This window comes from Alistipes sp. UBA1686 (genome assembly GCF_002320215.1).
In the GTDB taxonomy this organism is placed as follows: Bacteria; Bacteroidota; Bacteroidia; order Bacteroidales; family Rikenellaceae; genus Alistipes; species Alistipes onderdonkii.
The window spans coordinates 81,098-107,726 of record NZ_DCKA01000015.1 but is presented as its reverse complement, the minus strand read 5'-3'; the positions used below and the strand labels follow the sequence as shown (position 1 = coordinate 107,726).

The 26,629-nt window shown below is 60.5% G+C and carries 18 protein-coding genes; 5 read left to right on the top strand and 13 right to left on the bottom strand.

Going from position 1 to position 26,629, the window contains the following annotated elements; translation table 11 throughout:
* Nucleotides 1-37: 37 nt before the first annotated feature.
* Nucleotides 38-898: a sigma-70 family RNA polymerase sigma factor gene (locus B3C38_RS06380; RefSeq protein ID WP_010266169.1), complete on the top strand. Its 861-nt coding sequence runs from the start codon at nt 38-40 to the stop codon at nt 896-898.
* A gap of 71 nt (nt 899-969) precedes the next feature.
* Here the strand turns inward: B3C38_RS06380 and B3C38_RS06375 are convergent, their stop codons facing one another.
* Together B3C38_RS06375 and ung are read right to left on the bottom strand one after the other, a co-directional pair.
* Nucleotides 970-1,866: a 1,4-dihydroxy-2-naphthoate polyprenyltransferase gene (locus tag B3C38_RS06375; protein ID WP_286726291.1), complete on the bottom strand. Its 897-nt coding sequence runs from the start codon at nt 1,864-1,866 to the stop codon at nt 970-972.
* Between the two features lie 34 nt (nt 1,867-1,900).
* A complete protein-coding gene (gene ung, locus B3C38_RS06370; protein WP_286726290.1) occupies nt 1,901-2,563 on the bottom strand; it encodes a uracil-DNA glycosylase in 663 nt (220 codons plus the stop codon).
* A gap of 71 nt (nt 2,564-2,634) precedes the next feature.
* Between ung and B3C38_RS06365 the strand changes: the two genes are divergently transcribed.
* Nucleotides 2,635-3,729, top strand: a complete 1,095-nt coding sequence (locus tag B3C38_RS06365) for an alkaline phosphatase (protein ID WP_286726288.1) — start codon at nt 2,635-2,637, stop codon at nt 3,727-3,729.
* A gap of 233 nt (nt 3,730-3,962) precedes the next feature.
* Here the strand turns inward: B3C38_RS06365 and B3C38_RS06360 are convergent, their stop codons facing one another.
* The 8 genes from B3C38_RS06360 to B3C38_RS06325 form a co-directional block, all read right to left on the bottom strand.
* The gene (locus tag B3C38_RS06360; protein WP_286726286.1) at nt 3,963-6,536 is read right to left on the bottom strand and encodes a M56 family metallopeptidase; all 2,574 of its coding nucleotides are present in this window, start codon (nt 6,534-6,536) and stop codon (nt 3,963-3,965) included.
* A gap of 30 nt (nt 6,537-6,566) precedes the next feature.
* Nucleotides 6,567-6,941, bottom strand: a complete 375-nt coding sequence (locus B3C38_RS06355) for a BlaI/MecI/CopY family transcriptional regulator (RefSeq protein ID WP_018694820.1) — start codon at nt 6,939-6,941, stop codon at nt 6,567-6,569.
* Between the two features lie 682 nt (nt 6,942-7,623).
* On the bottom strand, nt 7,624-8,370 hold the full coding sequence (trmB, locus tag B3C38_RS06350; RefSeq protein WP_286726282.1) for a tRNA (guanosine(46)-N7)-methyltransferase TrmB: 747 nt from the start codon (nt 8,368-8,370) through the stop codon (nt 7,624-7,626).
* Nucleotides 8,371-8,379: 9 nt separating this feature from the next.
* On the bottom strand, nt 8,380-8,757 hold the full coding sequence (locus B3C38_RS06345) for a hypothetical protein (protein WP_051087669.1): 378 nt from the start codon (nt 8,755-8,757) through the stop codon (nt 8,380-8,382).
* A 264-nt stretch (nt 8,758-9,021) separates the two neighbouring features.
* On the bottom strand, nt 9,022-10,533 hold the full coding sequence (locus B3C38_RS06340; RefSeq protein WP_286726280.1) for a PSP1 domain-containing protein: 1,512 nt from the start codon (nt 10,531-10,533) through the stop codon (nt 9,022-9,024).
* Between the two features lie 70 nt (nt 10,534-10,603).
* Entirely contained in the window at nt 10,604-11,962 is a 1,359-nt protein-coding gene (locus tag B3C38_RS06335; RefSeq protein WP_286726278.1) for an MATE family efflux transporter, read from the bottom strand.
* Between the two features lie 110 nt (nt 11,963-12,072).
* Nucleotides 12,073-14,028, bottom strand: a complete 1,956-nt coding sequence (locus B3C38_RS06330) for a tetratricopeptide repeat-containing sensor histidine kinase (protein ID WP_286726277.1) — start codon at nt 14,026-14,028, stop codon at nt 12,073-12,075.
* Nucleotides 14,029-14,278: 250 nt separating this feature from the next.
* The gene (locus B3C38_RS06325) at nt 14,279-16,732 is read right to left on the bottom strand and encodes an ATP-dependent Clp protease ATP-binding subunit (RefSeq protein WP_117507029.1); all 2,454 of its coding nucleotides are present in this window, start codon (nt 16,730-16,732) and stop codon (nt 14,279-14,281) included.
* A gap of 692 nt (nt 16,733-17,424) precedes the next feature.
* Here B3C38_RS06325 and B3C38_RS06320 point away from each other — a divergent pair.
* Nucleotides 17,425-21,033 carry a glycosyl hydrolase gene (locus tag B3C38_RS06320; protein ID WP_286726276.1) on the top strand — a complete coding sequence of 1,203 codons (3,609 nt, stop codon included), beginning with the start codon at nt 17,425-17,427 and terminating at the stop codon, nt 21,031-21,033.
* A gap of 126 nt (nt 21,034-21,159) precedes the next feature.
* On the opposite strand, the gene B3C38_RS06315 is transcribed toward B3C38_RS06320, so the two are convergent.
* The 3 genes from B3C38_RS06315 to aspS form a co-directional block, all read right to left on the bottom strand.
* The gene (locus B3C38_RS06315; RefSeq protein WP_022332895.1) at nt 21,160-21,654 is read right to left on the bottom strand and encodes a metallophosphoesterase family protein; all 495 of its coding nucleotides are present in this window, start codon (nt 21,652-21,654) and stop codon (nt 21,160-21,162) included.
* A gap of 75 nt (nt 21,655-21,729) precedes the next feature.
* Nucleotides 21,730-23,004: a replication-associated recombination protein A gene (locus B3C38_RS06310; protein WP_022332896.1), complete on the bottom strand. Its 1,275-nt coding sequence runs from the start codon at nt 23,002-23,004 to the stop codon at nt 21,730-21,732.
* 130 nt (nt 23,005-23,134) lie between these two features.
* On the bottom strand, nt 23,135-24,889 hold the full coding sequence (aspS, locus tag B3C38_RS06305; protein WP_018694831.1) for an aspartate--tRNA ligase: 1,755 nt from the start codon (nt 24,887-24,889) through the stop codon (nt 23,135-23,137).
* A gap of 189 nt (nt 24,890-25,078) precedes the next feature.
* On the opposite strand from aspS, the gene B3C38_RS06300 reads away from it, so the two are divergent.
* Together B3C38_RS06300 and B3C38_RS06295 are read left to right on the top strand one after the other, a co-directional pair.
* Nucleotides 25,079-25,528: a nucleoside deaminase gene (locus B3C38_RS06300; RefSeq protein ID WP_018694832.1), complete on the top strand. Its 450-nt coding sequence runs from the start codon at nt 25,079-25,081 to the stop codon at nt 25,526-25,528.
* Between the two features lie 97 nt (nt 25,529-25,625).
* Entirely contained in the window at nt 25,626-26,585 is a 960-nt protein-coding gene (locus B3C38_RS06295) for a hypothetical protein (RefSeq protein ID WP_117507025.1), read from the top strand.
* Nucleotides 26,586-26,629 lie beyond the last annotated feature (44 nt).

The window sequence follows — 26,629 nt, the reverse complement described above, 5'->3', positions numbered from 1 at the left end:
TTTGAGAAGCTAATTTTTTAGGAAGTTAAATAAGAACATGCGTCAATTAAAGATTACAAAGTCCATCACCAACCGCGAGAGCGCTTCGCTGGACAAGTACTTGCAGGAGATCGGCAAGGAGGAGCTCATCACGGTCGAAGAGGAGGTGGAACTCGCCCAACGGATCAAGAAGGGAGACCAGGAAGCCCTGGAGAAACTGACCAAAGCCAATCTGCGCTTCGTGGTCTCCGTAGCCAAGCAATACCAGAACCAGGGCCTGAGCCTTCCCGACCTGATCAACGAAGGTAACCTGGGCCTTATCAAGGCTGCCGAGAAGTTCGACGAAACCCGCGGCTTCAAGTTCATCTCGTATGCCGTATGGTGGATTCGCCAGTCGATCCTTCAGGCTTTGGCCGAGCAGTCGCGCATCGTGCGCCTGCCCCTCAACCAGGTGGGGTCGCTCAACAAGATCAACAAGGCATTCGCCCGCTTCGAGCAGGAGCATGAGCGCACCCCGTCGCCCGAGGAACTGGCCACGGAACTGGAACTCCCGAAGGAGAAGGTCACCGACACGCTGCGTGTCGCCGGCCGCCACGTCTCGGTCGATGCCCCGTTTGCCGACGGCGAGGACAACTCGCTGCTCGACGTGCTGGTGAACCCCGATTCGCCCAATGCCGACAGGGGGCTGATCAACGAGTCGCTTTCGACCGAGGTCGACCGTGCGCTCGAGACCCTTACGGAACGTGAACGCGACATCATCAAGTATTTCTTCGGTATCGGGACGTCGGAGATGACCCTCGAGGAGATCGGCGAGAAATTCGACCTGACGCGCGAACGCGTGCGCCAGATCAAGGAGAAGGCGATCCGCCGCCTGCGCCACTCGTCGCGGTCGAAACTGCTGAAATCCTACCTTGGGTAAACGGTATTGTGATCGTAAAATCCCGGACTAAATCAGTTAGTCCGGGATTTTTTTGTGCCTTTCGCTTCCCCTTACAGCAACAATCCGAGTGTGAGCAGCAGGCCGAACAACAGGATATTGCGTGACGTGGCGCCCAGGATGGCGTTCAGTTCGCGGCCGTGGCCGATCCGTACCATGCGGCGCCATGCAGCGACATGCGGCGGCAGGTAGAGCAGCGGCAGGAGTGCCGCCCATGTCCGCCCGTCGCCCCAAAGCCCGAGGCAGAGCGCTGCGGCCGCGAATCCCGACAGCAGGTAGAGCCGTTGTCCTGCCCGTTCGCCCAGGCGGACGACGAGCGTCCGTTTGCCGCTGCGGGCATCCTGTTCGCGGTCACGGTAGTTGTTGACCATCAGCAGAGTGTCGATCACCAGGCCGCAGGCTGCCGCGACGACCGCCACTTGCCATGTCCAGCCGCCGCAGAGGACGTAGTACGTGCAGCCGACGGGGACGAATCCGAAGAAAAGCAATACGAGCATGTCGCCCCAGCCGTGGTAGGCCAGCGGATAGGGCCCGGCCGTGTAGAGGAATGCGAAGAGGACGCAGGCGGCGCCGACGGCGATGAGCCACCAGCCCCCGTAGGCGATGAGCCCGCAGCCCGCGGCGCAGGCGGCGAGTGTGGTTGCGGCGATGCCCAGCCGCATGGACTTCGGGGTGATCCACCCCTGGGCGCAGGCGCGTTCAGGCCCGAGGCGGTCTTCCCCGTCGGATCCTTTCAGGTAATCCCATAGGTCGTTTATCAGGTTGGCGTCGATCTGCATCAGCAAGGCGAATGCGAAGCAGAGTACTGCGGGCAAGAGGACGAACCCGCCGTCCGCCGCCGCAAGGCCGCAGCCCAGCATCACCGGGACGGCGGCTCCGGTCAGAGTCTTGGGACGTGCCGCAAGCAGCCATGCCCGCAGGGAATCGGTGCGTATCTCTTTTGTAGTCATCGTTTCGGTTTGTGGGCGCGGGGCTATCCCGGATTTACCACACGATGGGTTCCTGCCCCACGCTGAGGAGGTATTCGTTGGCGCGCGAGAAATGGCGGCAGCCGAAGAACCCGCGGTAGACCGATAGCGGCGAGGGATGCACGGCCTTGAGTATGCAGTTGCGCTGCGGGTCGGCGATGGCCCCTTTTTTCTGTGCGTAGCTGCCCCAGAGCATGTAGACGATACCCTGCTTGCGCTGGGCGATGGCGCGTACCACGGCGTCGGTGAAGGTTTCCCACCCATGCCCGGCGTGCGAGGCTGCCTCGTGGGCGCGGACGGTCAGCACGGCGTTCAGGAGCAGTACTCCCTGCTCGGCCCAGCGGTCGAGGTTGCCCGTCGGGGGAATGGGTGTCCCGGTGTCGTCGGAAACCTCCTTGAAGATGTTTTGCAACGAGGGCGGGAACGGCACGCCGTCGCCTACCGAGAAGCAGAGCCCGTTGGCTTGTCCGGGGCCGTGGTAGGGATCCTGGCCGATGATGACGACCTTCAGTTTGTCGAAGGGGCATTTGTCGAAGGCCCGGAAGATATTGCTGCCGCGCGGGTAGATGCGGTGCGTGGCATATTCCTGCCGTACGAATTGCGTAAGGGCGGCGAAATAAGGTTTCTCGAATTCGGGAGCGAGCAGCTCTTTCCAGTCGGGGGCGATCTTTACATCCATGTTGCAAGGTGGTTAAAGTGGTGTAAATGTAGTAAAAAGTTGGCAGATTCCTGTTATCTTTGCACAGGGATATGAAGAAAGCATTTTTGTTTCTGGCGTTGTGCCTGCTCGGTGCAGGCCGCGCAGCGGCTGCGGAACCCGTCGACAGTGTTCGCAATGTGATTTATATGATCGGCGACGGCATGGGCCTGGCGCATGTTTCGATGCTCGCCGTCGAAGGCGGCTATGCCCCGACGGCTTTCGACCGGGCACAGGGTATTGCCCTGATCTCGACCTATTCGGCCAACAACCGGGTGACGGATTCCGCGGCTGCGGGGACGGCGCTGGCATGCGGGAGCAAGACCAATAACGGTACGTTGGGGCTGGATCCCCGGGGCGGGCGTCTGCAGTCGCTCATCGAGTGGGCGGTGGCCGAAGGGATGCCTGCGGGGATTGCCGTGAAATGTCATCTCCAGCATGCCACCCCTGCTGCATTTTACGCGCATGTCCCGGATCGGGGCGACGAAAAGGCCATTACGCGCGACCTGCTGGCGAGCAATATCGACGTGCTCATAGGTGCCGGCAGGCGGCTCGAAAAGGAGTCCCCCGAGGGCGGTTCGTATCGCGATGCGTTCGGCCGCCGCGGCTATGCGGTCGCCGGTTCGCTCGAAGAGGCGGAACCGGTTCGTGCGGGACGGTTGCTGTGTGCCGTGACCGATGAAAATATCCCGAAGACGATCCGGCGCGAAGATTACCTGTGCTGCGCCACGCAGAAGGCACTGGAAATACTCTCCCACAATGCCGACTCGGTCGGCCGCGGTTTTGTGCTGATGGTCGAAGGGTCGCTTATCGACGGTGCGTCGCACGGTAACGATGCGGAGAAGATACTGGCCGAAATGCGCGATTTCGAGCGTGCCGTGGCCGCGGCGATGGACTTTGCCGACCGCGCGCCGGGGACGCTGGTCGTAGTGACGGCCGACCATGAAACCGGGGGGCTCGCCATCCCGAGCTGCGACGGTGATTTTACCCGCTCCGAGAGCGGTATCCGATATGTTTTCGGATCCAAAAGCCACACGGCGACCTACGTCCCCGTTTACCTTTATGGTACGGGTGCGGGGCATATTGCTGGGATAATGGACAACACGCAACTCGCCCGGCGGGTCATGGCTCTGCTCGGGAAGGAGTAGCCGTTTTTGTGCAGCGCGCCCGGTGCGGCCCCACCGGAAGGTCATGCCATTGTCCGGTGAACGGGGGCCGGGAATTACGCCCTGCCTGCACGGGTGATGCTGTTTCGGAGAATTGCTGCGCCGCCCGGCGGCAAACGGCTCCGGTTCCGCCCCGTATTAAATACAAACGGCGTCCACTGAACTCGGGGTGGACGCCGTTTGCTGCTTATGGTTGGTGCGATGCTTCGGAAAGCCTACTTTTTTTGGGTGCCATAGCCGACTACTAAAATCTCTTCCATGTCACCTTCCCGCTGTGCGGTGTCCTTGTCGTGGAGGATGCCTTCGGATGTCTGGACAGCGAAGTCTACCGGCATGCCGAATTTTACGCGTACGGCCTCTCCGCGCTGTTTGCCGGGCGTCCATTTCGGGGATTTGCCGATGACGCGCAGTACCTCGTCCGCAAGGGATTTATCGGGCGATTTGAATATTTCGGCATTGCCCACCGAGCCGTCCTTCTCGATGACGAACGTGACCAGGACTTTCCCGTAAATGTTTTTGCTGAGGGCTTCCGCCGGGTATTTCACGTTCATTTGTACCCACCGGCGGAATTCGTTGATGTCACCGCCGTTGAATTGCGGCGGGGTATCCACCACCAGGAACGGTTCTTCCCCGGAACTTTTGTTTTCACTGGTCTTAGTGTCCTGTGCCGTAGCAGTTATTCTGAAATCAACGGGCAGCGTATATCTCACACGCACCTTTTCGCCGCGCTGTTCGCCCGGTTTCCATTTGGGCGAAGCTGCGACGACGCGCCGCGTCTCTTCCGAGAATGCCTTGCCGGGGGTTTGAAGAATCTGGATGTTGCTTACCGAGCCGTCCTTTTCGACGACGAACGACAGGACGACACGCCCCTGTTCCCCGTTCTTGAATGCCTCGGCGGGGTATTTTATGTTTTTCTGCACCCATGCGCGAAAAGTGTTGAGGTCACCGTATCCCGGGTTGCCGCCCTCCTGCATCGGGAACAAGGGCATGGTCTCGGCGATCAGGAACGGCTGGTCGTCCTCCGTTTCCCCGGTTTCGCGGATGCTGCCGTCCTGAAACTCGGCCTGTGTCGTGGCGTTTCCAGTCTCCTGGCGGGCGTCCCCCGGGGTGGGCAGGGCCGTATCACCTTTGGTCGTTATGATTACTACGCCGTTGCGGGCTTCCTGCCCGTAGGTCGCTACGGCGGATTGGTCTTTGAGTACCGTTATGTTTTCGATGCGGCTCGGATCGAGCTTGTTTATGAAATCCGGGTTTACCTTGATTCCGTCGACCACCCAGAGCGGTTTGCCGGTCTGGGCCGAAAGCACCGGTGTCCCCGGGGTTTCGGATTCCAGCGTGATCCCGGTAAACTGCCGGGCTGCCTCTCCGACCTCCAGCAGGTGGGGTTTGCAACCGACGTAGGCGACTGTGAGTATTGATCCCTGCGGAGCGTAGATTTCCGCATGTCCCGATTTATCGGTGACAACGCCTTTTTGCGTGTCCTTTATCGTTATCACTGCTCCGGGCAGGGGGTCGCCATCCTTTAGTACCGTTACGGCGACCTGTTTCTCGGTGGTGGTCGCTCCTTCGTCCGACGAACTTGTTGCGGCCTTGTTTTCAGTTCGCTGCAAGACGACGACGGTGGCCTCCTTTTGGCTATGCCGCTTCGTATCGACCGTTGCCGATTCGTAGCCGGGATAGCTTATCAAAAGTTTGCTGCCGTCCGGGACGGTGATCTCGGCATGTCCGTCCGCATTGGTCACGGTGCCCTGTGTCGTACCTACGACCTGTACGATGGCGCCCTGGAGTGCCCCTTTGTCCTTGTTCCGGACATCTATCGACACCCTGCATGTCTTGTCCTTTTTTTCATCTCCGGCATGCTGTGTTTCCTGCCCGGGAGCGGTTTCGATACCGGTGCCGGTTGCCGGGGCGACGATCACTGCGGCGCGCGTAGTGAAAGAGAATGCGCACAGGAGCCCGATCAGGGCTGGCAGCGTACCTGCCAGCCGGAGCAGGCTGTGCCTGCTTTTTGTCTGCGTAGTCATCATTTTAAAGCGTTTTTTAGTAAGTGAGTTACGCAGCCCGTTGGCTATTTCCGGACTATAACCGAAAAGCTGCTTGAAGATCGTTTGCATGTATTCGGCCCTGTCGTAGCCGCTCGTGAGCACGTCGCTGTCGGCCTCGAACTCCTCGGCCTCGGTCAGCCGCCGTGCGGCGATCCATACGAAGGGGTTCCACCACAGGGCGGCTTTCATGGTTTCCATGACGATCCGCTCGAGGGAGTGGCGGTGGGCTATGTGGCTCGATTCATGGGCCAGGATCGCCCCCATCTCCGCGGCGGGTGTTGCGGCCCAGATGTAGATCGTGCGGAAAAACGAGAACGAAGCGATCTCCTGCCGCGTGCGCACGATCTTGTATTTGCCCGTACGGGTGACCTCCGCGCCGCGCCGGAGGCGCCGGATACGGAATACCTGCCACAACATGATGCCGAGGATCAGGGCTGCGCCCGCCAGGTAAAGCACCAGGCACAGATGCCCGGGCGTGATGGCGTGCGCCTCGGCGTCGGGCAGCACTTCGGCCGTCCAGTCGCCCGGGGCAGGCGCAGTTACGGTCGGGGTCGCCACGATGATCCGCCCCGGCCATACGGGAATGCGGAGCAGGGGGATCAGTGCGGCTACGGCCGTCGTGGCGAGCAGGTACAGGCGGCACCAACGGAATTTCACCCTGCGTTCGAGCAGGATGGCGTAGGCCGCTAACAGCACGCCGCTGCATGCGAGGACTTCGAGGGCATATATGGCCAGTGTTTTCATGGTCGGAAGGGCTTGGGGCGGAGCGGGCGGTTATTTGCGGGCGTTCTGCATGATTTGGAGAATCTCCTCCATCTCTGTGACCGAGATGTCCTCATGGCGCGAGAAGAACGAGACCATCTGTGCCAGCGAGCCGTCGAAATAGGACGACAGTACCGACGACATGACCCCGCGTGCGTACTCTTCGCGGCTTACGGCCGGATAGTAGCGGTGGCTTTTGCCCTCGGGCGTGTGGTTGACGAAACCTTTGTTTTCGAGGATTTTGAGGAAGGTCGCGACTGTGGTGTATTTCGGGCGGGGTTCTTTTGTCTGGGCGATGATCTCGTTGACCACCGCATCGCCCAGCCTCCAGAGTATCTGCATGATCTCCTCTTCGCCGCGTGTGAGTTCCGTTAATTTCTTGTCCATATCGAAAAGCGCTTTTTTAGTTCCTGTAGCAAGTTTACTACTAAATTTTTAGATATGCAAATTTTCCTTCTAAAAAATTAGTAGAATGGTGCGGGAGGGGATCGTACCTATGTTTATAAGATAAGCATTTGATTGCGGAGTATGCAGCACTGGGTCGGGACGAGGCGTCGGGAGAGCCGAGGCGGGCGGAGAAAGGGGCGGAGATAGGGATGGGGCAGGCCTGATCCGGGGCGTCGCAGGGAGGTGGCTGCGAAGGTAAGGGCGAAATAGACACCGGAGGCAGGACGGAGGAGCAGGCCGTGACCGTATGTCGGCATGGCGGATGGGGCTGCTGGATCCGCAGGTGCGGGCCCTGCCGAATGGCGGGAGGGCGTGATCGGGAGTCGCGGGAACTCGGAAGCCTGGAGGCTACCGGGAAGAGGAGCGGCGGGTTGCGGTAACCGGGGCTCGGATATGGAAATCCCCGCAGAAGGGGGGGGATGCGGGGATCGGGTAAATGGCTCTACCCGGGCAAAACTACGGGGTGCGTAACCAGCTCCGGGCATGGGGTAGATCGGGCAAATGACTCTATGCGGCAAAAAATGCGGGGTGCGTAAAGAGTCCCGGGTATGGGGTGAGGTGTCGAACCTTATCTATTCCTTACAGGCGATGCGGCTACAACCACCCTTCTCTGTTCGGCGTGCTAACCCAGCCGTGCCTCTTCGTTGTCCTTCTCCGCCTTCTCGTCCTCTCCCCAGTCGAACCACGGGAATTCATGGCGCCCGGCGAGCGAAAAACGGGTGTAGGTGATCGGAAGCCCCATTTCGAGGAATCGTTTTTCGTAGGCGGTCTTAACCGACAGCACCTCGTCGGCGTAGCCCGTGCCGTAGATGTCGGCGTTCGAGACTTCGCACGGCAGGCCGTAGCGGCGCACCACCTCGTTCGTATAGCCGAAAAGATGTTTCGAATCGGTCTTGAGGTTGATCCATCCGTCGGGGGACAGTATGCGGGCGTAATATCCGAGGAAAAGCGGCGAGGTGAGGCGTTTCTTCGCCCGGCGGCTCTTGAGTTGCGGGTCGGGGAAGGTGATCCATATCTCGTCGACCTCGCCCTCGGCGAACAGGCCGTTGATAAACTCGATGCGCGTGCGCAGGAACCCCACGTTGGGCATCTTGCGGTCGGTGGCGGTCTTAGCGCCCCGCCACATGCGTGCACCCTTGATGTCGATGCCGATGAAATTGCGCGACGGGTCGCGCTCGGCCAGCGCTACGGTATATTCGCCCTTGCCGCAGCCCAATTCGAGTACGATCGGGTTGTCGTTATGGAAAAAGTCGCTGCGCCAATGCCCCTTGAGCGGGTGGTCGCAACGGAATACCTCGTCGAATTCGGGTTGTATGAAACAGTCGAAAGTCAGGTTCTCGCGGAACTTGCGGAGCTTGTCCTTGCCCATTGTTGTCTCTTATTCGCTTTTTACGATATTTATGCCGACGGCCTCGACGCCCTTCACCGGGCGGCCGGGTGTGACGGTTATGCAGTAGTCGCCCGTGCGGGCGAAGCGGATGCGGCGGCGATAGGGGAGGTCGGCCTCGCGCGACAGGGCGGCCGGAGTGTGCGCGGCCGGGAGTGTGAGCCGGAAAGCCTCTTCGTGCCGGAGCGAATCGGGTGTGACGACTGCTATGCGTACCGTCAGCGTGTCTTCGTCCATGCGGTCGTCGTAGCGCAGGAACAAATCCATGTCACGCAGCGTCGTCGTATCTGTGTTGGTGAAGACGATGGCGGCGGGGGCGTCCCAGCCCGAGGCATTCACATCGGTCACCGCGGCTCCGTGGGGTGACACGCAGCCTGCGGCAAAGGCCGCGGTGGAAAGGAGTACTGCCCGACGGACTTTCCGGAATGCGCTGCCCGTCCGATCCCGGTATGCGGTTGTGCCGGACGCTGCCCTGCCCGACCTCGGCGTATGGAACCACGTTGTGCCGGGTTGTGTCGTACAGGGCTGCATTGCGCCGGCCTGCGTGGCAGTGCTACCCGGAATGCCGGCCGTCTGCCGAAGCGTTCCGGCTGCTGCGCGACGTGCCGCTATGTCACGTGCCCGTATCACCGTCTATTCGTTTGAACCCCCGTTGCTTCCGCTGCCGTTGTCGCTGCCCCCTTCGCGGCGTTCGCCTCCCGGACGGCGGCGGTTGCGGTTGTTTCGCCTGTTGCCACCTTCGCGGCGTTCCCCGCCGTTTGTATTGCCCTCTGCGCCGTTGTTGCCTCCGTTGTTGCCGTTGCCATTGTTGCGGGGAGCTGCCTCATTGCGGTTCCCGTTGCGGCGGTCACCGCCGTTACGGTTCTCCCCGTTGCGGGAACGGTCGCTGCGCCGCTGGCGGCGTTCGGGGCGCTCCTGCTGGGGCTGCTGCCCCGGCTGAGCCTGGCGGCGCTCCTGTCCTGTTTCCTGGGAAGGCTGCCCGTTCTGCCCCTCCTGCCCGTTCTGTTTGCCCCGGTTGCGGCCGCGCTTGTTGCGCCGTTTGGCCGAGTCGAAACGGGTGATGCTGTCCTCTTCGGAGCGGTAGGTCGGCTCCTCGGCTATCGGGCGGATGTCGTCGGCGTGCTGCAGCTGGTCGACCTTCTTGCCTGCACGGTTCAGCGCCATGATTTCGCGCACGCGCGACACGGGCAGCGTGGTGACATTGACCATCGCGTCCTTGCTTGACGAGAAGGTCATCGTACCGGCGAGAATGTCGCTTTTGACGAGGAAATATTCGCCGTCGATGGCCTGCAATGGCTCACGCAGGCGCGGGAACTCCTTGCGGGCGTCGACATAGGTGTCGTATTCGTACATCATGCAGCATTTGAGCTTCGAGCACTGCCCGGCCAGTTTCTGGGGATTGAGCGAAATCTCCTGTGCACGGGCGGCACCCGTCGTGACGCTCGAGAAGCTTGACATCCACGACGCGCAGCACAATTCGCGCCCGCAGGCGCCCAGCCCGCCGATGCGCCCGGCTTCCTGGCGTGCGCCGATCTGCTTCATTTCGATGCGGATGTGGAACCGCTCGGCGAAGACCTTGATCAGTTCGCGAAAATCGACACGCTCGTCGGCGATATAGTAGAAAATAGCCTTTATCTTGTCCCCCTGGTATTCCACGTCGCCGATTTTCATGTTGAGTCCCATGTCGGCGGCGATCTGGCGCGATGCGATCATCGTTTCATGTTCGAGGGCGATGGCCTCCTGCCATTTCTCGATGTCGTAGGGCTTGGCCTTGCGGTAAACTTTCTTGAACTCGCCGTTGTAGGGGTTGAATCCCGTGCGGCGCATCTGGCGTGCTACCAGGTCGCCCGTGAGCGAAACGACGCCGATGTCGTGTCCGGGCGATGCCTCGACCGCCACGATGTCGCCCCGCTTGAGCTGCAGATTGTTGGCGTTCAGGTAGAACGAGCGGCGCGTGTTCTTGAACCGCACCTCCACGATGTCGGTCGGGATATTCTCGGGGTACTCCTCGAGCCACGCCGTTTCGTGAAGCTTGAAACACCCGTCGCAGAGCTTCGCCTCGCACTCTGCGCCGCAATCGCAGAAACTGCATCCGCGGCCTATTTCGGGTTTACACTTTTTCGTATATTGTTTTTCGGTGTCCATTTGTGGGCATAATTTGCGTAAAGATACGAAATTTTTTTTATCCGGCGGCCACTCTGCCTAAATCGTTGCCTCAATTGCCCAGGCGGAGCTTGCGGACGCTGCGCCGGATGCGGACGATCATCATCACGGCCGCGGCCGACAAGCCGAACGAGAAGCCGAGGAAAAGCCCCGTCGGACCCATGCCGAGCGTGAAGCCGAACAGGTAACCCACCGGCAGGTTCAGCAGCCAGTAGGATACGAAGGCGATCGGCATGATGATCTTCACGTCCTGTATGCCGCGCAGGATGCCTACCGAAACATTCTGGATGCCGTCCGAAAGCTGGTAGAGCGCCGCGAAGACCAGCAGTTGCGAAGCGATGGCGATCACCTCGGGGTTGGTCGAGAAGAACGTCGGGATGATGTTGCGCATGGTGATGAAGACCAGCGCTGCAAAAGCGTTCCAGGCCAGCACCAGATGGTACGACGCCTTGGCCGCCAGCGACAGCTCCCCGATGTTGCGGGCGCCGTAGCAGTGCGACACGCGGATGGTAGTGGCCGCACCGATCGACATGACGATCATGAAGGCGCAGTTGCCGATCGTAACGGCGATCTGGTTGGCGCTCATGGTCTCCTTGCCGAACCAGCCCATCATGATGCCAGTGCCGACGAACGCCGAGGCTTCGAGGAACATCTGCATCGAGATCGGAAGCCCCATGTGCAGCAGGTTCTTCACCGTGGCCCACGAATAGTTGCGGGGCGAGAACCCGTCGAGGTAGCCGCGGTATTTGTGGCGGTTGTAGAAGTAGCCGATCATCAGGATCGGGGCGATGATGCGCGAGAGCAGCGTACCCAGCCCGGCACCCTCGGCACCCATTTCGGGGAGCCCGAAGCGGCCGTAGATGAACATCGCGTTGAAGCCGATGTTGGCCATGTTGGCGATGATCGTCACGACCATCTCGACCTTGGTGTTGCCCACGCCTTCGAGAAATTGCTTGAATGCGAAGAAGAGCATGACGAACGGCATGCTGAATACCAGCATCTTGTAGTAGGGGATGGCCATGTCGACGACCTCGACCGGCTGGCCGAGGTCGTACATGAGCGGGATGACCGCATATTGTACGGCGGCCATCGCGAACCCGAGCAGCGTGTAGAACAGGATGCCGTTTTGCAGCAGCCCGGCCGACTTCTCGCGGTCGCCCTGCGCGTAGAGTTCGCCCACGAGGGGCGTCATGCCCAGCGCGATGCCGATGGCGGCGATGAAAAGGATGAAGAACACCGCCCCGCCGAACGATACGGCGGCCAGCGGCACGGGATCGTCGCCGCCGTAGCGGCCGACCATCAGGTTGTCGGCCACCTGCGTGAGGATTTGTCCCAATTGCGTCAGTACGACGGGCAGGGCCAGCCGCAGGTTGGATTTGTACTGGTCTTTGTATTTCGAGAAACTGTACATCGGTTTTCCGGATTAGGGTGCAAAGATAGCCATTTATGTCCGGATTGCAATCCTCGGGCTGTCCCGGGATGAAAAATCCGCCCGTTTCTGGGCGGATTCCATGCCGGAGGTCAGTACGGGAGCGTGATTTCGATGCAGCAGCCCGCGCGGTAGTCGGGGCATACGCGGATTGCGCCCCCGAGCCGGGTGACGATCAGGCGGCAGAGGTACAGGCCGATGCCCGACCCGGGTTTGAACGAATCTACCTTGGTGAAACGGTCGAATACCCATTCCTGCTTGTCCGGGGCGATGCCTATGCCGGTGTCGGTTACGCGGATGCGGAGTTTGCGGGTGCGGTCGTCCTTGTCGCAGCAGACCGTGACGGAACCCGCAGCAGTGAATTTGGCGGCGTTCTGCAACAGGTTGTCGATCACGCGCGTCATGTAGGTTTCATTGGTCGGGATGACGCAAGTGCCGCGACCCCCCCCCTTGAGGACGTACTCTACCGACGGGTTTTGGGAAAGTTCGCGCTGGATTTGCAGCCGTTCGGCGCACAGCAGGCCGAGGTCGGTTTCGGCGAGCGGCAGGGGCTCTTCGGAGCTGACCAGGCTCGACAATTCGAGCATGTTTTCCAGCAAGGTGGTCAGCGCGGTCGTGCTCGCCCATATCTGTTCGCGGAATTCGCGCCGGGTATCGTGGTCGTGGTCGCCTTCGAGCAGTAGATCCGAAAACCCGTTGATTGCGTTGAGCGGCGTGCGGATTTCGTGGCACATCGAGTTGATGAAGGCCGTTTTCATCTTTTCGCTCTCCATGGCGCGGCGGCTTTGGCGGGTTATCTCTTCGTTGGCATCGGTCAGTTGCCGCCTTATCTGCTTCAGCTGCCGAACCATGACGTACTGGTAGACGCTCCAGCCGATGAGCAGCAGCACCAGAATGCCGCCCGCAAGCAGGGCGATGAATCGTATGCGGCCGGTCAGCCGGGACTTTTCGAATTCCAGCCTGCCCACCTCGAACAAGGTCTGCATTTCGGCAAGACTGCTCTGCGCCTCTTCTACCCGCTCGTTGAAGCGGATGTTATTGGTTGTCCGCACCGCTTTGAGGGCGTTTTTATAATCGCCCATTTCTTCGTACAGATAGGATTGGGTGGCATAGATAGGGGCTAAGTCCGCTTTTATGCCTTTGCTTTTGTAGACGGTTATGGTCGAGTCGATGTAAGCCACGGCCCGTTCGTAATCCCCCGTACACTGATAATACCGGGCGCTCGTGCTGTATATTTCCGCCATGTCGCCTCTGGCGCGGGCCAGCCCGATGCATTTTTGGTAATACTCGTTCAGCTTATCTCGGGAGATCAGGTCGCGCAGGTATACCATTTTGGCATAGGCGCGCATCATGTAGCCCGTCGTGTCGCGGTGGGGCCGTTCGAAGCGGTCGTCCATCGCCAGCCATTTGCGGTGCAGGTCGATACATTGCCCGATCTGCTCTTCGGCGCGCTTGTCCTTGCAGAGCATATAGAGATCGGAAAGTTCGTCGTGGCAAATCTTTTCCAGGTGGAGACGCTCTTCGAGCGGGTATTTCCTGAGGTTTTCCAGCGCTCGCTCCACATAGGGGATCGCCTTGGCGATGTTGTCGTAGGCTTCGGTCGTGACCGACGAAAAGTCGATGGCCAGGCCTGTCAGGAATTCCCATTCGATGCGCTCCTCGGGCGAGAGCCGATCGTAGTTTTTGCCTTTGAGTTCTTCCACCGCACGCGTTACCGTTTCGATCGAATTGTTGTCGTTCATCTGTTTCCAGAGGTAGTAGGCGTAAAGCGATGAACGGAACAGGGCGTAACGGGAACCCGGGAGAATGCTGTCTGCGAGGGCGATGTATTTCTCGGCCCGCCGGGCGTCGCGGTCGGCGAATTTGCGAACCAGAAAGTCCAGCGCATCTTTGCATCCGTAGGTATCCCCGGCCTTGTGCGCTTCGGCGAGTGCCGCTTCCCAATAGGGTGCGGCCAGTTCGAGGCTGTCGCCGCTCAGGTCGGCAAGTTGGACGTATATACGTTCCCGGCCGGCGGCATCGGGTGTTTTCGGTAAGAGCGTAAGCAAACTGTCGGCATGTGCCGGCTTGGGGGGCGCCGATATTGCAGCGTACGGAAACAAGGACATAATTAGCCCTGACGCAAGGGCTTTCAGGAGAATCTGACGCATGTCGGTGTCGTGAAACAATATTAAATTCGGACAAATTTATGAAAAAAAATCTTTCGGGGAATTATCATTTAAAAAATAGCAAACATAAAAACAGAGACCGGTTGCAAGCCGGTCTCTTTTAACGGGACGGGTCTGAACCGTCCGGGAGTCATGCCACCCGCAGCTTTACGCCGTGCGATTTGTCCGACTCGACGACGACCGTGTCGCCTTCGTGGAGTTTGCCGTCGATGATCAGCGTCGAAAGCGGTTCCTCGACGTTGTCCATCAGCGTACGTTTGAGCGAGCGGACTCCATAGCGCGATTCGTAGCCCATGGCCGCCAGGCGACGCTTGGCTCCGTCGGTGATCTTCACCTTGTAGCCCAGGCGGCGCGTGCGTTCGAAGAGCCCTTGCAATTCCAGTTCGATGATCCGCTCCACATCGCTCAGTTCCAGCGTGCGGAACAATACGATGTCGTCGATCCGGTTCAGGAACTCCGGGGCGAAGGTCTGCTCGAGTGCCTTGCGGTATTCGCACCGGGGCGTCGCGGAGGCTGTGGCACTCTTCGATACGGTGCTGTAACCTACCTGCACCGATTTCTTGACCACGTCGCGCGACCCGACGTTCGAGGTCATGATGATGATCGTGTTGCGGAAGTCCACCTTGCGGCCCGAGCCGTCGGTGAGGTGTCCCTCGTCGAAGATCTGCAACATCGTGTTGAAGACCTCGGGGTGCGCTTTCTCGATCTCGTCGAACAGGATCACGGCATAGGGCTGGCGGCGTACCGTCTCGGTGAGCTGGCCGCCCTCGCCGTAGCCGACATAACCCGGTGGCGAGCCGATCAGCCGGGCGACGTTGTGCTTCTCGCTGTATTCGCTCATGTCGATGCGGATCAGTCCGCGCTGTTCGTCGAAGAGCCATTTCGAGACCTCCTTGGCCAGCAGCGTCTTGCCTACCCCCGTGGGGCCGACGAAGAGGAATACCCCGATCGGACGGTTCTCGTCCTTGAGCCCGGCCCGCGAGCGGCGGATCGTGCGCGAGATCTTCTCGACGGCCTCCTGCTGCCCTACGACCCGCTGCGAAAGGTGCTGGCAGAGGGTTTGCAGGCGGGTCATCTCTCCGCCCGAAATGCGCTCGGCGGGGATGCCCGTCATCGAGGTGATGACCTGCTGGATATGCTCGGCCGTGATCTCCACGGGGTTGGTTTCGAGCGACCGCTGCCATTCGTTGCGGCTTTCGCCCAGTTTCGAACGGAGTGCGATTTCGCGCAGGCGTGCCGAGGCGGCCTTTTCGTAGACCAGCTCTTTGACCGCCTCGCGGCGTTCGCGCCGCACTTGGTCGAGTGCGCTTTCCATCTGGCGGAGTTCGGCCGGTTCGCGCGCCGATTGCAGGTGTATGCGCGAGCCCGCCTCGTCCAGCACATCGATCGCCTTGTCCGGGAAGAAGCGGTCGGTGATGTAGCGCCCGGTGAGTTCCACGCAGGCTTGCAGCGCCTCTTCCGTATAGCGTACCTTGTGGTGCTGCTCGTAGTGGGGGGCGATGTTGCGCAGGATCTGGAGCGTCTGCTCGGGCGTCGTGGGCTCGACGACGACCTTCTGGAACCGGCGCTCGAGCGCCGAGTCGCTTTCGATGTTCTCGCGGTATTCGTCGAGCGTCGTGGCGCCGATGGTCTGCAGTTCGCCCCGTGCGAGTGCCGGTTTGAGGATGTTGGCCGTGTCGAGGCTGCCCTGTGTCGAACCGGCACCCACGATGGTGTGTATCTCGTCGATGAATATGATCGTGTCCTTGGCTTTGCGCAGTTCGTCGAGCAGTTGCTGCATGCGCTCCTCGAATTCGCCGCGGAACTTCGTGCCCGCCACGAGCGACGATACGTCGAGCGAGAAGAGCGTCTTGTCGGCGATGGTGTAGGGCACCTCGCCGCCTGCGATGCGCAGAGCCAGCCCTTCGATGATGGCGCTCTTGCCCACGCCCGCCTCGCCGATGAGGATCGGGTTGTTCTTCTTGCGGCGCGAGAGTATCTGGACTACGCGTTCGATCTCCTGCTCGCGCCCCACGACGGGGTCGATTTTACCCTCGCGGGCCATCTGCGTGAGGTTTACGCCGAACTTGTCGAGCACGTGCGATGTGTTTTTCTCTTCGGGTTTGTTTTCCTCGCTGAAATCGAGCATGTGTACCTGTATCTCCGTGCGGAAATCGTCGCCGGCGGCGAATTTCTTGATGTCCTCGGATACGACTTCACCCGTGATGCCGTACATTTCGAGTACGCGCGATGTCGCGGTCGAGCGGTCGCCGACGATGGCCCGCAGTGCGTGGGCCGTAGAGACGCTCCGCACGGCGCCCGATACGGCGCACAGTTCGTCGGTAAAGGCGCGGTAAAACTCTTCGGCGCCCGTGTTTTCGCGCCGCCCTGCCCCGAGTACCTCGCGTTCGATGCGCAGGCGTACCTGGTAGAGCTCCCAGTCCTTCAGGCGGGAGGATAAAAGCTGGTAGGCGAGCGATCCCTCTTCGCGGAGCATCTCCAGCATGAGAAAATCCTTCAACGAGTGGTCGATTCCTGCTTTGGTCGTATTAAACGCCGCGCGGGCGATGATGCCCTCGAGCGTCTTTGAAATTTTTACTTGCATGTTGCGTCGTCATGAAATTTAATAGTCTAACTTTTGATTCTTCGCCTATCTAACGGCATGTTATTGTTAAATATTATGTTAACTTGTTGAGCGGTATTTATTGCATTGTCCCTGAGTGGATTGTGCGGCTGAAATTCTCGGTGTGCGATGCTGGAAACGGGCTTGGATGTGTTCTGAACGGGTTTCCGGCCTTTTTCGCAGGGAGAAGATGCTCCCCCGGAAGGATAGTTCCGGTACTATGGAAAGGGTATACGGAGGCAGGATAGGCTCCCTGTGGCCGGTGCCGGAAAGAGCTCTTGCGGGGGCGGGGTTCGCCGGCTTTGGTTACCGGGGCTGCCTGCGGTGCCGGGCGGCTCTGTACCGGACGGCTTCTTGTGCGGGATATACCGACTGCGCCGGGATTAGTTGCCTGTTGCCGGCCGGTGCCGGGCGTCAGTTGCCGTTATACAATTATGATTCGGAATGTTTTATTTTTGATACGATGGCTGAAAGCCGTACCGATACCCTGCCGAAACCGGATGTAAATTTTTCCAGCGTATTATCTCTCTGAAAGATAATTATTATCACGACTATAAAACGGGACGTATGTGTTTTTATTGTGCTGGCCTTGTTTATTTGTATTTTTAATTTTGTATTTTTGTGGAAAAGGCCCGTCCGGGGCTGTTGACAACCGACTTCAACCCGAAAAGAATATGAAACGGATACTGATCCCTCTGCTGGCGCTCGCCGCCGCCATGACCTTTGCACAACCGCCGCGCCCGCTGCCACCGGGCTATCCCGACCGTTCGGGGAATATAGACCTCGAAAGGGGGTTCCGAACCCCGCCGGCAGGTTACGGCGAGGTGCCCTTCTATTGGTGGATCGGCGACACGCTCACGCGCGAACATCTCGCCTGGCAGCTCGACATGCTGGCACGGAAACGGATCAGCAGCCTGCAGATCAACTATTGCCACACCGATACGGGCGGCATCACCTACGGCAGGACATTTCGTTCGAAGCCCGACCTCTTCACTCCGGCGTGGTGGGAGCTTTTCGGGTGGTTCATGACCGAGGCCGGCAAACGCGGTATGACCGTCAGCCTGAGCGACTATACGCTGGGCGTGGGGCAGGGCTCCTATGTGGACGAGATGCTGGCCGAAGACCCGACGCTCAACGGTTCGGAACTGCATTTCGACAGCCTGGAACTCGGCCGCGGGGAGCGTTTCTCGCGGGCTTATGCGCAGCGGCCGCTTTCGCTGAACGCTTACCCGCTCGATGCCCGGGGCCGGATCGACGGGGCGCCGGTCGACCTGTTGCCGGAAATGGGGCCAGACGGGGTCGAGTGGCAGAACCCCTGGCCGCGGGCTCTCGTGGCCGAAGTGAAGGCCGAGCGGCGCCTGCCTTCGCTCGATCCGATGCACCCTCGGGCGGGGCACAGTTACGTGCGGCACTTTTTCCAATGTTTTGCCGACCGTTTCCCCGGGGAATCGGAAACGGGGCTCAATTTCTTTTTCTCCGATGAGCTGAACTTCAACCTGCAGGGCAATATCTGGAACGATATTTTCCGCGACGAGTTCATGCGCCGCAAGGGATACGACATCCTGCCGCAGATCGACGCGCTGTTCGTCGACCTGGGTGACGGTTCGGTCAAGGTACGCATGGACTATAACGACGTGCGCGTGGCGCTGAGCGAGGAAAACTTCTTCATCCCCGTCTATGAGTGGCACCAGCGGCGCGGGCTGCTTTTCGGATGCGACCACGGCGGCCGTGGCCGCGACGTGGGCGAGTTCGGCGACTATTTCCGTACCCAGCGTTGGAACCAGGCTCCGGGCTGCGACCAGCCGATGTTGCAGAAGGACATTATTAAAAACAAGGTCGCCTCGTCGATCTCGCACCTCTACGAACGCCAGCGCGTCTGGCTCGAAGGTTTTCACAGCAGCGAGTGGTCGACCAACTCGGCGCAGCTGACCGATGCGATCTTCGCCAATTTCGCCATGGGGCAGAACCTGCTGAGCCTGCACGGGCTTTACTATACGACTATGGGGGGCTGGTGGGAGTGGGCGGCGCCCTGCAACCATTTCCACGAGCCTTACTGGGACGAGATGGACGGGTTGCTGGAGTGTACCGAGCGCCTGAGTTATATCCTGTCGCAGGGATACCACGTCGCCGACGTGGCGATCCTCTATCCCGTCGAGCCGGTGGTGGCCGGGTACGGCAACGAGGCTGTCGAAGCCGCCTTTGCCGCCGGGGAGGCGATTTACCGCGACGGCATCGACTTCGACTTCATGGATTACGAATCGCTCGGCCGGGCCGAGGTGCGCGACGGTCGGTTGCATGTGGCCGGGGAGTCGTTCGGCGTGGTCGTGGTTCCCGCCATGCGGGCGATCCGCCACTTGTCGCTCGAAAAACTGCGCGACTTCGTCCGCGACGGCGGCATGGTCATCAATATCGGCCCGCTGCCGGAGGCCTCTGAAAAGGAGGGGCGCGGCGGCCGGGCGTTGAAGGAACTGGTGGCGGATCTCTTCGGGGGCGGGCACGACCGGGTTTTCCGTATCGGCGACCCGGCGGATGCGATCGCGCTCATCGACCGCAATACGCAGCGTGATTTCACGCTGCTCCGCCCGGCAACGGATGCCGGGGCGCATCCTGCCAAGCAAAAGACGGGCAATCCGACCCCTTACGTCATGCACCGCCGCATCGGCGGCCGCGACCTCTTTGCGGTCTATAACGTCGGGCGGGGCGCAACGTGCCGTTTCCGCGCATGGGGAGCCGCGGAGCTGTGGGATCCGTGGACGGGCGGGAAACGCCCGCTGCGGGTTGCCGCCGTCACGGATGCCGGAACCGAGGTGGTGATGCCGCTGGAGCGTACGGACATGCAGCTGATCCTCTTCGACCCTTCCCGCGATGCGGAGGTCGGGGCGGAATCCGCCGGCGCGGGGAGCACGCAGCGGATCGACCTCGGCGGGGAGTGGGATTTCCGGCTGGAACCCTTGCTGGACAACCATTTCGGCGATTACCAGTGGCCGGGGACGGACGAAAAGATCAGTGCCTGTATTTATGATGCCGAATACGAACGGCTCGGCGGCGAGGCTCGGAAAGGCCGCGGACGGTTCACCTTCGGAGAGCGGTTCATGCTTCTGGGAGCGGTACCCGCCTCGGTGGATGAACGGACGGTGCTGGACAACCTGCCCGGCACGGCGTCGGGCGTGGAGGCAGCCGGCGTGCGGTACGACTGGCAGCCCTATGCGTTCTCATGGCGCTGGGGCGTCGAGGGCGACTTCGGGCATCAGGGCTGGCACGGCCTGAAGGCGGAGATGTACGACGATTTCATCCGCCTGGGTGCGACCGAACGGGCTTTCAACGGCATGGTTCGCAAGGCCGAGGCATCCGGAATGAAGGATTATTACCTTTACACCTGCGTGGATGCCCCGCGCGACGGGTTGTACGACGCCGAATGGGGCGGGATGCAGCCCGTGGGGTTCTATGTCGGCGGGGAACGGCGGGAGCCTGCGCCGCAGGTCGCCCTGAAGCAGGGCATCAACGAGATCGTGCTGCATTACGATTCGTTCGGCACGGCGCGGTTCGCCCTGCGCGACGGTGCGGCGGACATCGCGCCCGAGACGCTGGCCGAGGCCCCGTTGCGGATGAAGTTCCGCGGCGACCGGGCGCTGCTGCCGTTCGACAGCCGGAAGACGGCGGATACGCGGGCGCGGTTCACCTTTACGGCGGCGCCCGGGCTGGAGGCGCTGGAATTCACGGCTTTCGGCCGGAAACCCGAAGTGCGTGCCGACGGCCGGAAATGCCGGGTCGCCGAGGTCGCACGCCGCAGCGACGGCGCCGTAACCTACAGTGCCGTGTTGCCCCGGCGTGCCGAACTTCCGGCGGAGGTGTCGCTGACGCTTACCGAAGAGCGCGGGTATGCCGGCGGTGCGGCGATAGACGGCCCTGTGAAGCTGGTTTGCGGGGCGGGACGCTATACGGCCGGCGATTGGTGCCGTAATGATGCCTTGCGTACTTATTCCGGTGCGGCGTGGTACGGCCGGGACTTTACGCTGACGAAGAAACCCGCGGGTCGTGTGACACTCGACCTGGGCGAGGTCGTCTCGACGGCACGGGTGCTGGTCAACGGTCGTGAGGCCGGTTTGAGGCTGACGTCGCCCTGGCGTTTCGATGTGACCGGACTGTTGCAGGAAGGTGCCAACCGGATCGAAATCCGGGTTTGCAATACGACGGCCAATATCTTCCTCTCTTCGCCGACGGTCTACCGCGGCGATACGAAGGCCGGAATACTCGGCCCGGTGCGGATCGAGATCGCCGAATAATCTGCGGCCGGGAGTGTTAAGGCAGGCGCCGCAATTTTGCGGCGCCCGCCTTAATCGGATGAAGCCCCGGCGTGGATTCTCCGGCGTATTTTCGGGCGGGCGTCTTCGGTACGTCTTCGGGGCGGATTATTTCCGCGGCCACTCCCCGACCTCCATGTCGCGCATGTCGGCGCCGTCGATCACCAGCCGCACGGCCGTGCGGACTTTGTGGAAACCGTATTCGCCGGCTGCGCCCGGGTTGACATGCAGCAGGTCGTAAACCGGATCGTAGACCACCTTGAGGATATGCGAATGCCCGGCGATGAAGAGTTTGGGATGCAGCGCCTGTATCTTTGCCGCTGCGCGCGGGTCGTAATGGCGCGGGTAGCCGCCGATATGGGTCATCAGCACCCGCACGCCCTCGCATTCGAATGCGAGGAAATCAGGGTAGACGCGGCGTGTGAGCCCTCCGTCGATGTTGCCCGAGACGGCGCGCAGGGGTTTGAACGACGCGATCGTGTCGGCCAGTTCGAGCGAGCCGATGTCGCCCGCATGCCAGATTTCGTCCACGTCCTTGAGGAATTCGCGCAGCGTGTCGTCGAATGTCCCGTGGGTGTCGGATATGATGCCGATGCGTTTCATTTTATAGTCTTGATGCGGATTGCCGGGCCGGGAATCGTGCGTATGCCGCGCGTGCCGCCGGAAATCTTCGATGTACTATTTATACTTGTCCTTCCACAACTCCTGCATGCGCTGGGCGATCTTCGCCTCGGTGGCATTCCCGGTGTTGGGTTCGTAGAATTTCGTCCCTGCGAGGCTTTCGGGCAGGAACTCCTGCTCGGCGAAATTGCCCGCGTAGTCGTGTGCATATTTATACCCTTTGCCGTAGCCTGCCTTGTCCATCAGCTTGGTCGGGGCGTTGCGCAGGTGCAGCGGCACGGGGCGGTTCGTGGTGTCGTGCTCGACCAGCGACATCGCCTTGTTGATGGCCATATAGGCCGAGTTGCTCTTGGGGCTGGTGGCCAGGTAGATCGTCGTTTCTGCCAGCGTGATCCGCGCTTCGGGCATGCCGATCTTGTGTACCGTGTCGAAACAGGCGTTGGCCAGCAGCAGTGCGTTGGGGTTCGCCAGCCCGATGTCCTCCGAGGCGAGGATCACCAGCCGCCGTGCGAGGAAGCGTGGCTCCTCGCCCCCGGCCAGCATGCGCGCCAGATAGTAGATCGCGGCATTGGGGTCGCTGCCCCGCACCGATTTGATGAAGGCCGAGATGACGTCGTAGTGCTGCTCGCCGTTCTTGTCGTAGAGGGCGATGTTCTGTTGCAGGCAGTCGGTGACGTACTGGTCGGTGATCGTCAGTTTGCCCTCCGTCGCCCCGGCCAGTATGTCGAGGATATTGAGCAGCTTGCGGGCGTCGCCGCCCGAGAATTTGAACAACGCACCCGTCTGCTTCACTTCGATCTGGCGTGCTTTCAGTTCCGTGTCGGTCGTCAGCGCCCGGTCGAGCAGCGTTTGCAGGTCTTTGTCCTCCAGCGATTTGAGGATGTAGACCTGGCAACGGCTCAGGAGCGGCGAGATCACCTCGAACGAAGGGTTTTCGGTCGTGGCGCCTATGAGTGTCACGACGCCCTGCTCGACGGCTCCCAGCAGCGAATCCTGCTGGCTTTTGTTGAAACGGTGGATTTCGTCGATGAACAGGAAGGGCGGCTTGGCGTCGAAAAAGCGCTGTTTGCGGGCCGACTCGATCACTTCGCGCACGTCCTTGACGCCCGACGTGACGGCCGAGAGCGTGAAGAACGGACGGTCGAGCTGCGTGGCGACGATCTTCGCCAGCGTGGTTTTACCCACGCCCGGCGGGCCCCAGAGTATGAACGACGGCACGTTGCCCGTTTCGAAGAACTTGCGGAACACGCCGTTCTTACCCACGAGGTGCTCCTGCCCGATATATTCGTCTATCGTGCGGGGGCGCAGTCTTTCGGCTAAGGGAGCTGACATGATCCGTGTTGTTTTATGATCCAAAAATAGGTATTTTTCCCGGAACAGGCAAATGCGGTGCCGTGGATGCAGGCAAAAAAAGGTGCCGCCGTCAGGCGGCACCCTGTATCGCACGGAACCCGGCCGGGCGTTACTCTTCCGGCTTTACCAGCGAGAGGCAGAGCTCGTCGAGCTGCGCCTGGTCGATGCAGCCCGGGGCGTCGAGCATCACATCGCGGCCCGCATTGTTCTTCGGGAAGGCGATGTAATCGCGGATTGAGTCCGAGCCGCCGAAGAGCGAGCACAGGCGGTCGAAGCCGAACGCAAGGCCCCCGTGAGGCGGCGCGCCGTATTTGAAGGCGTCCATCAGGAACCCGAAGCGCAGCTGTGCCTGTTCGGCCGTGAAGCCCAGCACTTCGAACATCTTGGCCTGCAGCTTCGAGTCGTGGATACGGATCGAACCGCCGCCGATTTCGGTGCCGTTGCACACGAAGTCGTAGGCATTGGCACGTACGCGGCCGGGGTCGCTGTCGATATACTGTACGTCCTCCGGCTTGGGCGAGGTGAACGGGTGGTGCATGGCGTAGTAGCGCTGCGTTTCGTCATCCCACTCGAAGAGCGGGAAGTCCACGATCCAGAGCGGCGCGAACTTCTTCGGGTCGCGCAGTCCCAACTGCTGGGCCACTTCCAGACGCAGGGCGCAGAGCTGTGTCAGCGTTTTGAACTTCTTGCCGCAGAGGATGAAGACCATGTCCCCGGCCTTGGCGCCGCAGCGGCCGGCCATCTCCCGGATCTCGTCGGGCGTGTAGAACTTGTCGACCGACGATTTTACGCCCTCCTGTTCGACGCGGATCCAGATCAGCCCCTTGGCGCCGATCTGCTGGCGCTTGACGAACTCCGTGAGGGCGTCGATCTGCTTGCGCGTGTAGGCGGCGCAGCCCGTGGCGGCGAATCCCGTGACGTATTCTGCGTCGTCGAAGACCTGGAAGCCGTGGCCTTTCGCAAGGTCGGTGAGGTCGGCGAACTCCATGCCGAAGCGCAGGTCGGGTTTGTCCGAACCGTATTTCTCCATCGCCTCGATCCACGGCATACGGCGCAGCGGCTCAGCCAGTTCGATGCCCATTACCTCCCTGAACATGTGCTTGGCCCAGCGCTCGAAAATTTCCAGCACGTCTTCCTGCTCGACGAACGACATCTCGCAGTCGATCTGTGTGAACTCGGGCTGGCGGTCGGCGCGCAGGTCTTCGTCGCGGAAGCAGCGCACGATCTGGAAATACTTGTCGTAGCCGGCGACCATCAGCAGCTGTTTGAGGGTCTGCGGCGACTGGGGCAGGGCATAGAACTGGTTGGGGTTCATGCGGCTGGGGACGACGAAGTCGCGGGCGCCTTCGGGCGTCGAGTTGACCAGATAGGGGGTTTCGATCTCGAGGAAGCCTTCCGCGTCGAGGAAGCGGCGGATTTCCTGCGCCATCTTGTGCCGCAGGATCATGTTGCGCTGCAACGGCGGGCGGCGCAGGTCGAGGTAGCGGTATTTCATGCGCAGGTCGTCGCCGCCGTCCGAAACCTCTTCGATCGTGAACGGGGGAACTTCGGCTTCGTGGAGTATGGTCACCTTCTGGGCGGCGACCTCGATGTCGCCGGTTGCCATCCTGGGATTTTTCGATTGCCGCTCGATGACCTTGCCGACCACCTGGATGACCCATTCGCGGCCCACGCAGCATGCCGTTTGGCGGGCTTCGGCGGGCGAGTGCTCCTCGATGACGACCTGAGTAATGCCGTAGCGGTCGCGCAGGTCGATGAAGGTCATGGCGCCGAGGTTCCTCACTTTCTGCACCCATCCGGCGAGGGTGACGGTCTGGTTTACGTTTTCGGCTCTCAGGCAGCCGCACGTATGGGTTCTGTACATAGGGGTTTGTATTTTTTGTTTGTTTTGTCCTTGCAACCCGCAAAGTTAAATAAAAGAAGCGAAATACGGAACGCGGGCCGGGATTTTTATTTGGCGCGGGGCGTGCCGCGGCGGCTCCTGCGCGGGATAATCCGCCGCCCGACGAGGCCGTTTGTAAAAGTTTGTCTATTTTTGCGGAAAATACCCGAAATGGAAGAACAGCGGAAAACCGACGAAAAATTCATGCGCCTCGCACTAAACGAGGCCCGCAAAGCGTTAAATGAACAAGAGGTGCCGATCGGTGCGGTAGTTGTAGCCGACGGTGCGGTGGTGGGCCGTGGCCACAACCTTGTCGAAACGCTCTCCGATCCTACGGCCCATGCCGAGATGCAGGCCCTCACGGCCGCGGCGTCGACCCTCGGCGGCAAATACCTGCAAGGGTGTACGTTATATGTCACCGTCGAGCCGTGCATTATGTGCGCCGGAGCCATCGGCTGGGCACAGGTAGGGCGTGTGGTGTGGGGTGCCGACGATCCCAAGAAGGGTTACAGACGTTATTCCGAGGCGGTCTTCCATCCGAAAACGACGGTCGTGCGCGGCATCCTCGGCGGGGAATGCGAGGCATTGATGACCTCTTTTTTCGCCGGGTTACGCGATTAGGCCGCATTTAGATTTTGAAAAAAAGGAAAAAAAACATACTTTTGCATCCAACGTATCCGCAACCCGGGATACATGAACTTAAAAAACGAATAGGAGAATGAAAAAATTATTAGTATCGGTAATTGCGCTGTTCGGGGCCGTATCGCTCTCGGCGCAGGATGTCACGGCAATTTACAATGAGGCGGCCGCCGCATTCGGGGCAAAGAATTTCACCGAGGCAGCTGCCAAGTTCGAACAGGTCATCGACCAGGGCATGGACAACGAGAGCGCCGCTTCGATGGTGGCTACGGCAAAATCGACGCTGCCCAAATGCTATTTCATGCTGGGCGGCGGTGCGTTGAAGACCAAGAATTACGACGAGGCGCTGAAGAACTTCGAGAAGTCGGCCGAGTTGGCCGAGCTTTACGGCGACATGAACCAGATGGCCAAGTCGAACGGCTGGGTTGCCAAGATTTACCAGATACAGGGCGGCGACGCTTTCAACAATAAGGACTATGCCACCGCGTCGGAGATCTTCGCCAAGGGCTATGCCGCCGACCCCGACAACACGGGCATGGCGCTCAACCTGGCGATGAGCTATTGCGAAATGGCCATGAGCAGCGGCGACATGTCGCAGTACGAGAAGGGTATGGAAATCTACGAGGCCGTTGCTGCCAAGACGCACCCCAAATATGCCGAAGATGCCGCCAAGGCCAAGGAGGATATGGCGCTCTATACTAACAATATGGTTGCCAAGATGCAGGCTGCCAACGATTTCGACGGGATCATCAAGATGGCCGATGACCTGCTGGCCAAGAATCCCCAGAGCGCACTGGCGCAAAATGTCCGCCTGCAGGCTTATGCCAACAAGAAGGACTATGCCAAGGTCATCGAATTGGGACAGGCTGCTGCCGATGTACAGACCGATCCGGCCGACAAGAGCCTGATGTACTACCTGCTGGGCGCCGCTTACAATGCCAAGGAGATGAAGCCGCAGGCTATCGCCGCCTTCAAGCAGGTGACCGACGGCCCGGCTGCCGAGAATGCCAAGGCTGCCCTGGCCGAACTTTCCAAGTAAGAGGGTAAGTGCCGATCGTAAGCGGGCTCCGGAAGGGGCCCGCT

Coding starts and splice junctions, on each gene's coding strand:
- B3C38_RS06380 (WP_010266169.1), top strand. CDS start 38: ATGCGTCAATTAAAGATTACAAAGTCCATCACCAACCGCGAGAGCGCT.
- B3C38_RS06375 (WP_286726291.1), bottom strand. CDS start 1,866: ATGACTACAAAAGAGATACGCACCGATTCCCTGCGGGCATGGCTGCTT.
- ung (WP_286726290.1), bottom strand. CDS start 2,563: ATGGATGTAAAGATCGCCCCCGACTGGAAAGAGCTGCTCGCTCCCGAA.
- B3C38_RS06365 (WP_286726288.1), top strand. CDS start 2,635: ATGAAGAAAGCATTTTTGTTTCTGGCGTTGTGCCTGCTCGGTGCAGGC.
- B3C38_RS06360 (WP_286726286.1), bottom strand. CDS start 6,536: ATGAAAACACTGGCCATATATGCCCTCGAAGTCCTCGCATGCAGCGGC.
- B3C38_RS06355 (WP_018694820.1), bottom strand. CDS start 6,941: ATGGACAAGAAATTAACGGAACTCACACGCGGCGAAGAGGAGATCATG.
- trmB (WP_286726282.1), bottom strand. CDS start 8,370: ATGGGCAAGGACAAGCTCCGCAAGTTCCGCGAGAACCTGACTTTCGAC.
- B3C38_RS06340 (WP_286726280.1), bottom strand. CDS start 10,533: ATGGACACCGAAAAACAATATACGAAAAAGTGTAAACCCGAAATAGGC.
- B3C38_RS06335 (WP_286726278.1), bottom strand. CDS start 11,962: ATGTACAGTTTCTCGAAATACAAAGACCAGTACAAATCCAACCTGCGG.
- B3C38_RS06325 (WP_117507029.1), bottom strand. CDS start 16,732: ATGCAAGTAAAAATTTCAAAGACGCTCGAGGGCATCATCGCCCGCGCG.
- B3C38_RS06320 (WP_286726276.1), top strand. CDS start 17,425: ATGAAACGGATACTGATCCCTCTGCTGGCGCTCGCCGCCGCCATGACC.
- B3C38_RS06315 (WP_022332895.1), bottom strand. CDS start 21,654: ATGAAACGCATCGGCATCATATCCGACACCCACGGGACATTCGACGAC.
- B3C38_RS06310 (WP_022332896.1), bottom strand. CDS start 23,004: ATGTCAGCTCCCTTAGCCGAAAGACTGCGCCCCCGCACGATAGACGAA.
- aspS (WP_018694831.1), bottom strand. CDS start 24,889: ATGTACAGAACCCATACGTGCGGCTGCCTGAGAGCCGAAAACGTAAAC.
- B3C38_RS06300 (WP_018694832.1), top strand. CDS start 25,079: ATGGAAGAACAGCGGAAAACCGACGAAAAATTCATGCGCCTCGCACTA.
- B3C38_RS06295 (WP_117507025.1), top strand. CDS start 25,626: ATGAAAAAATTATTAGTATCGGTAATTGCGCTGTTCGGGGCCGTATCG.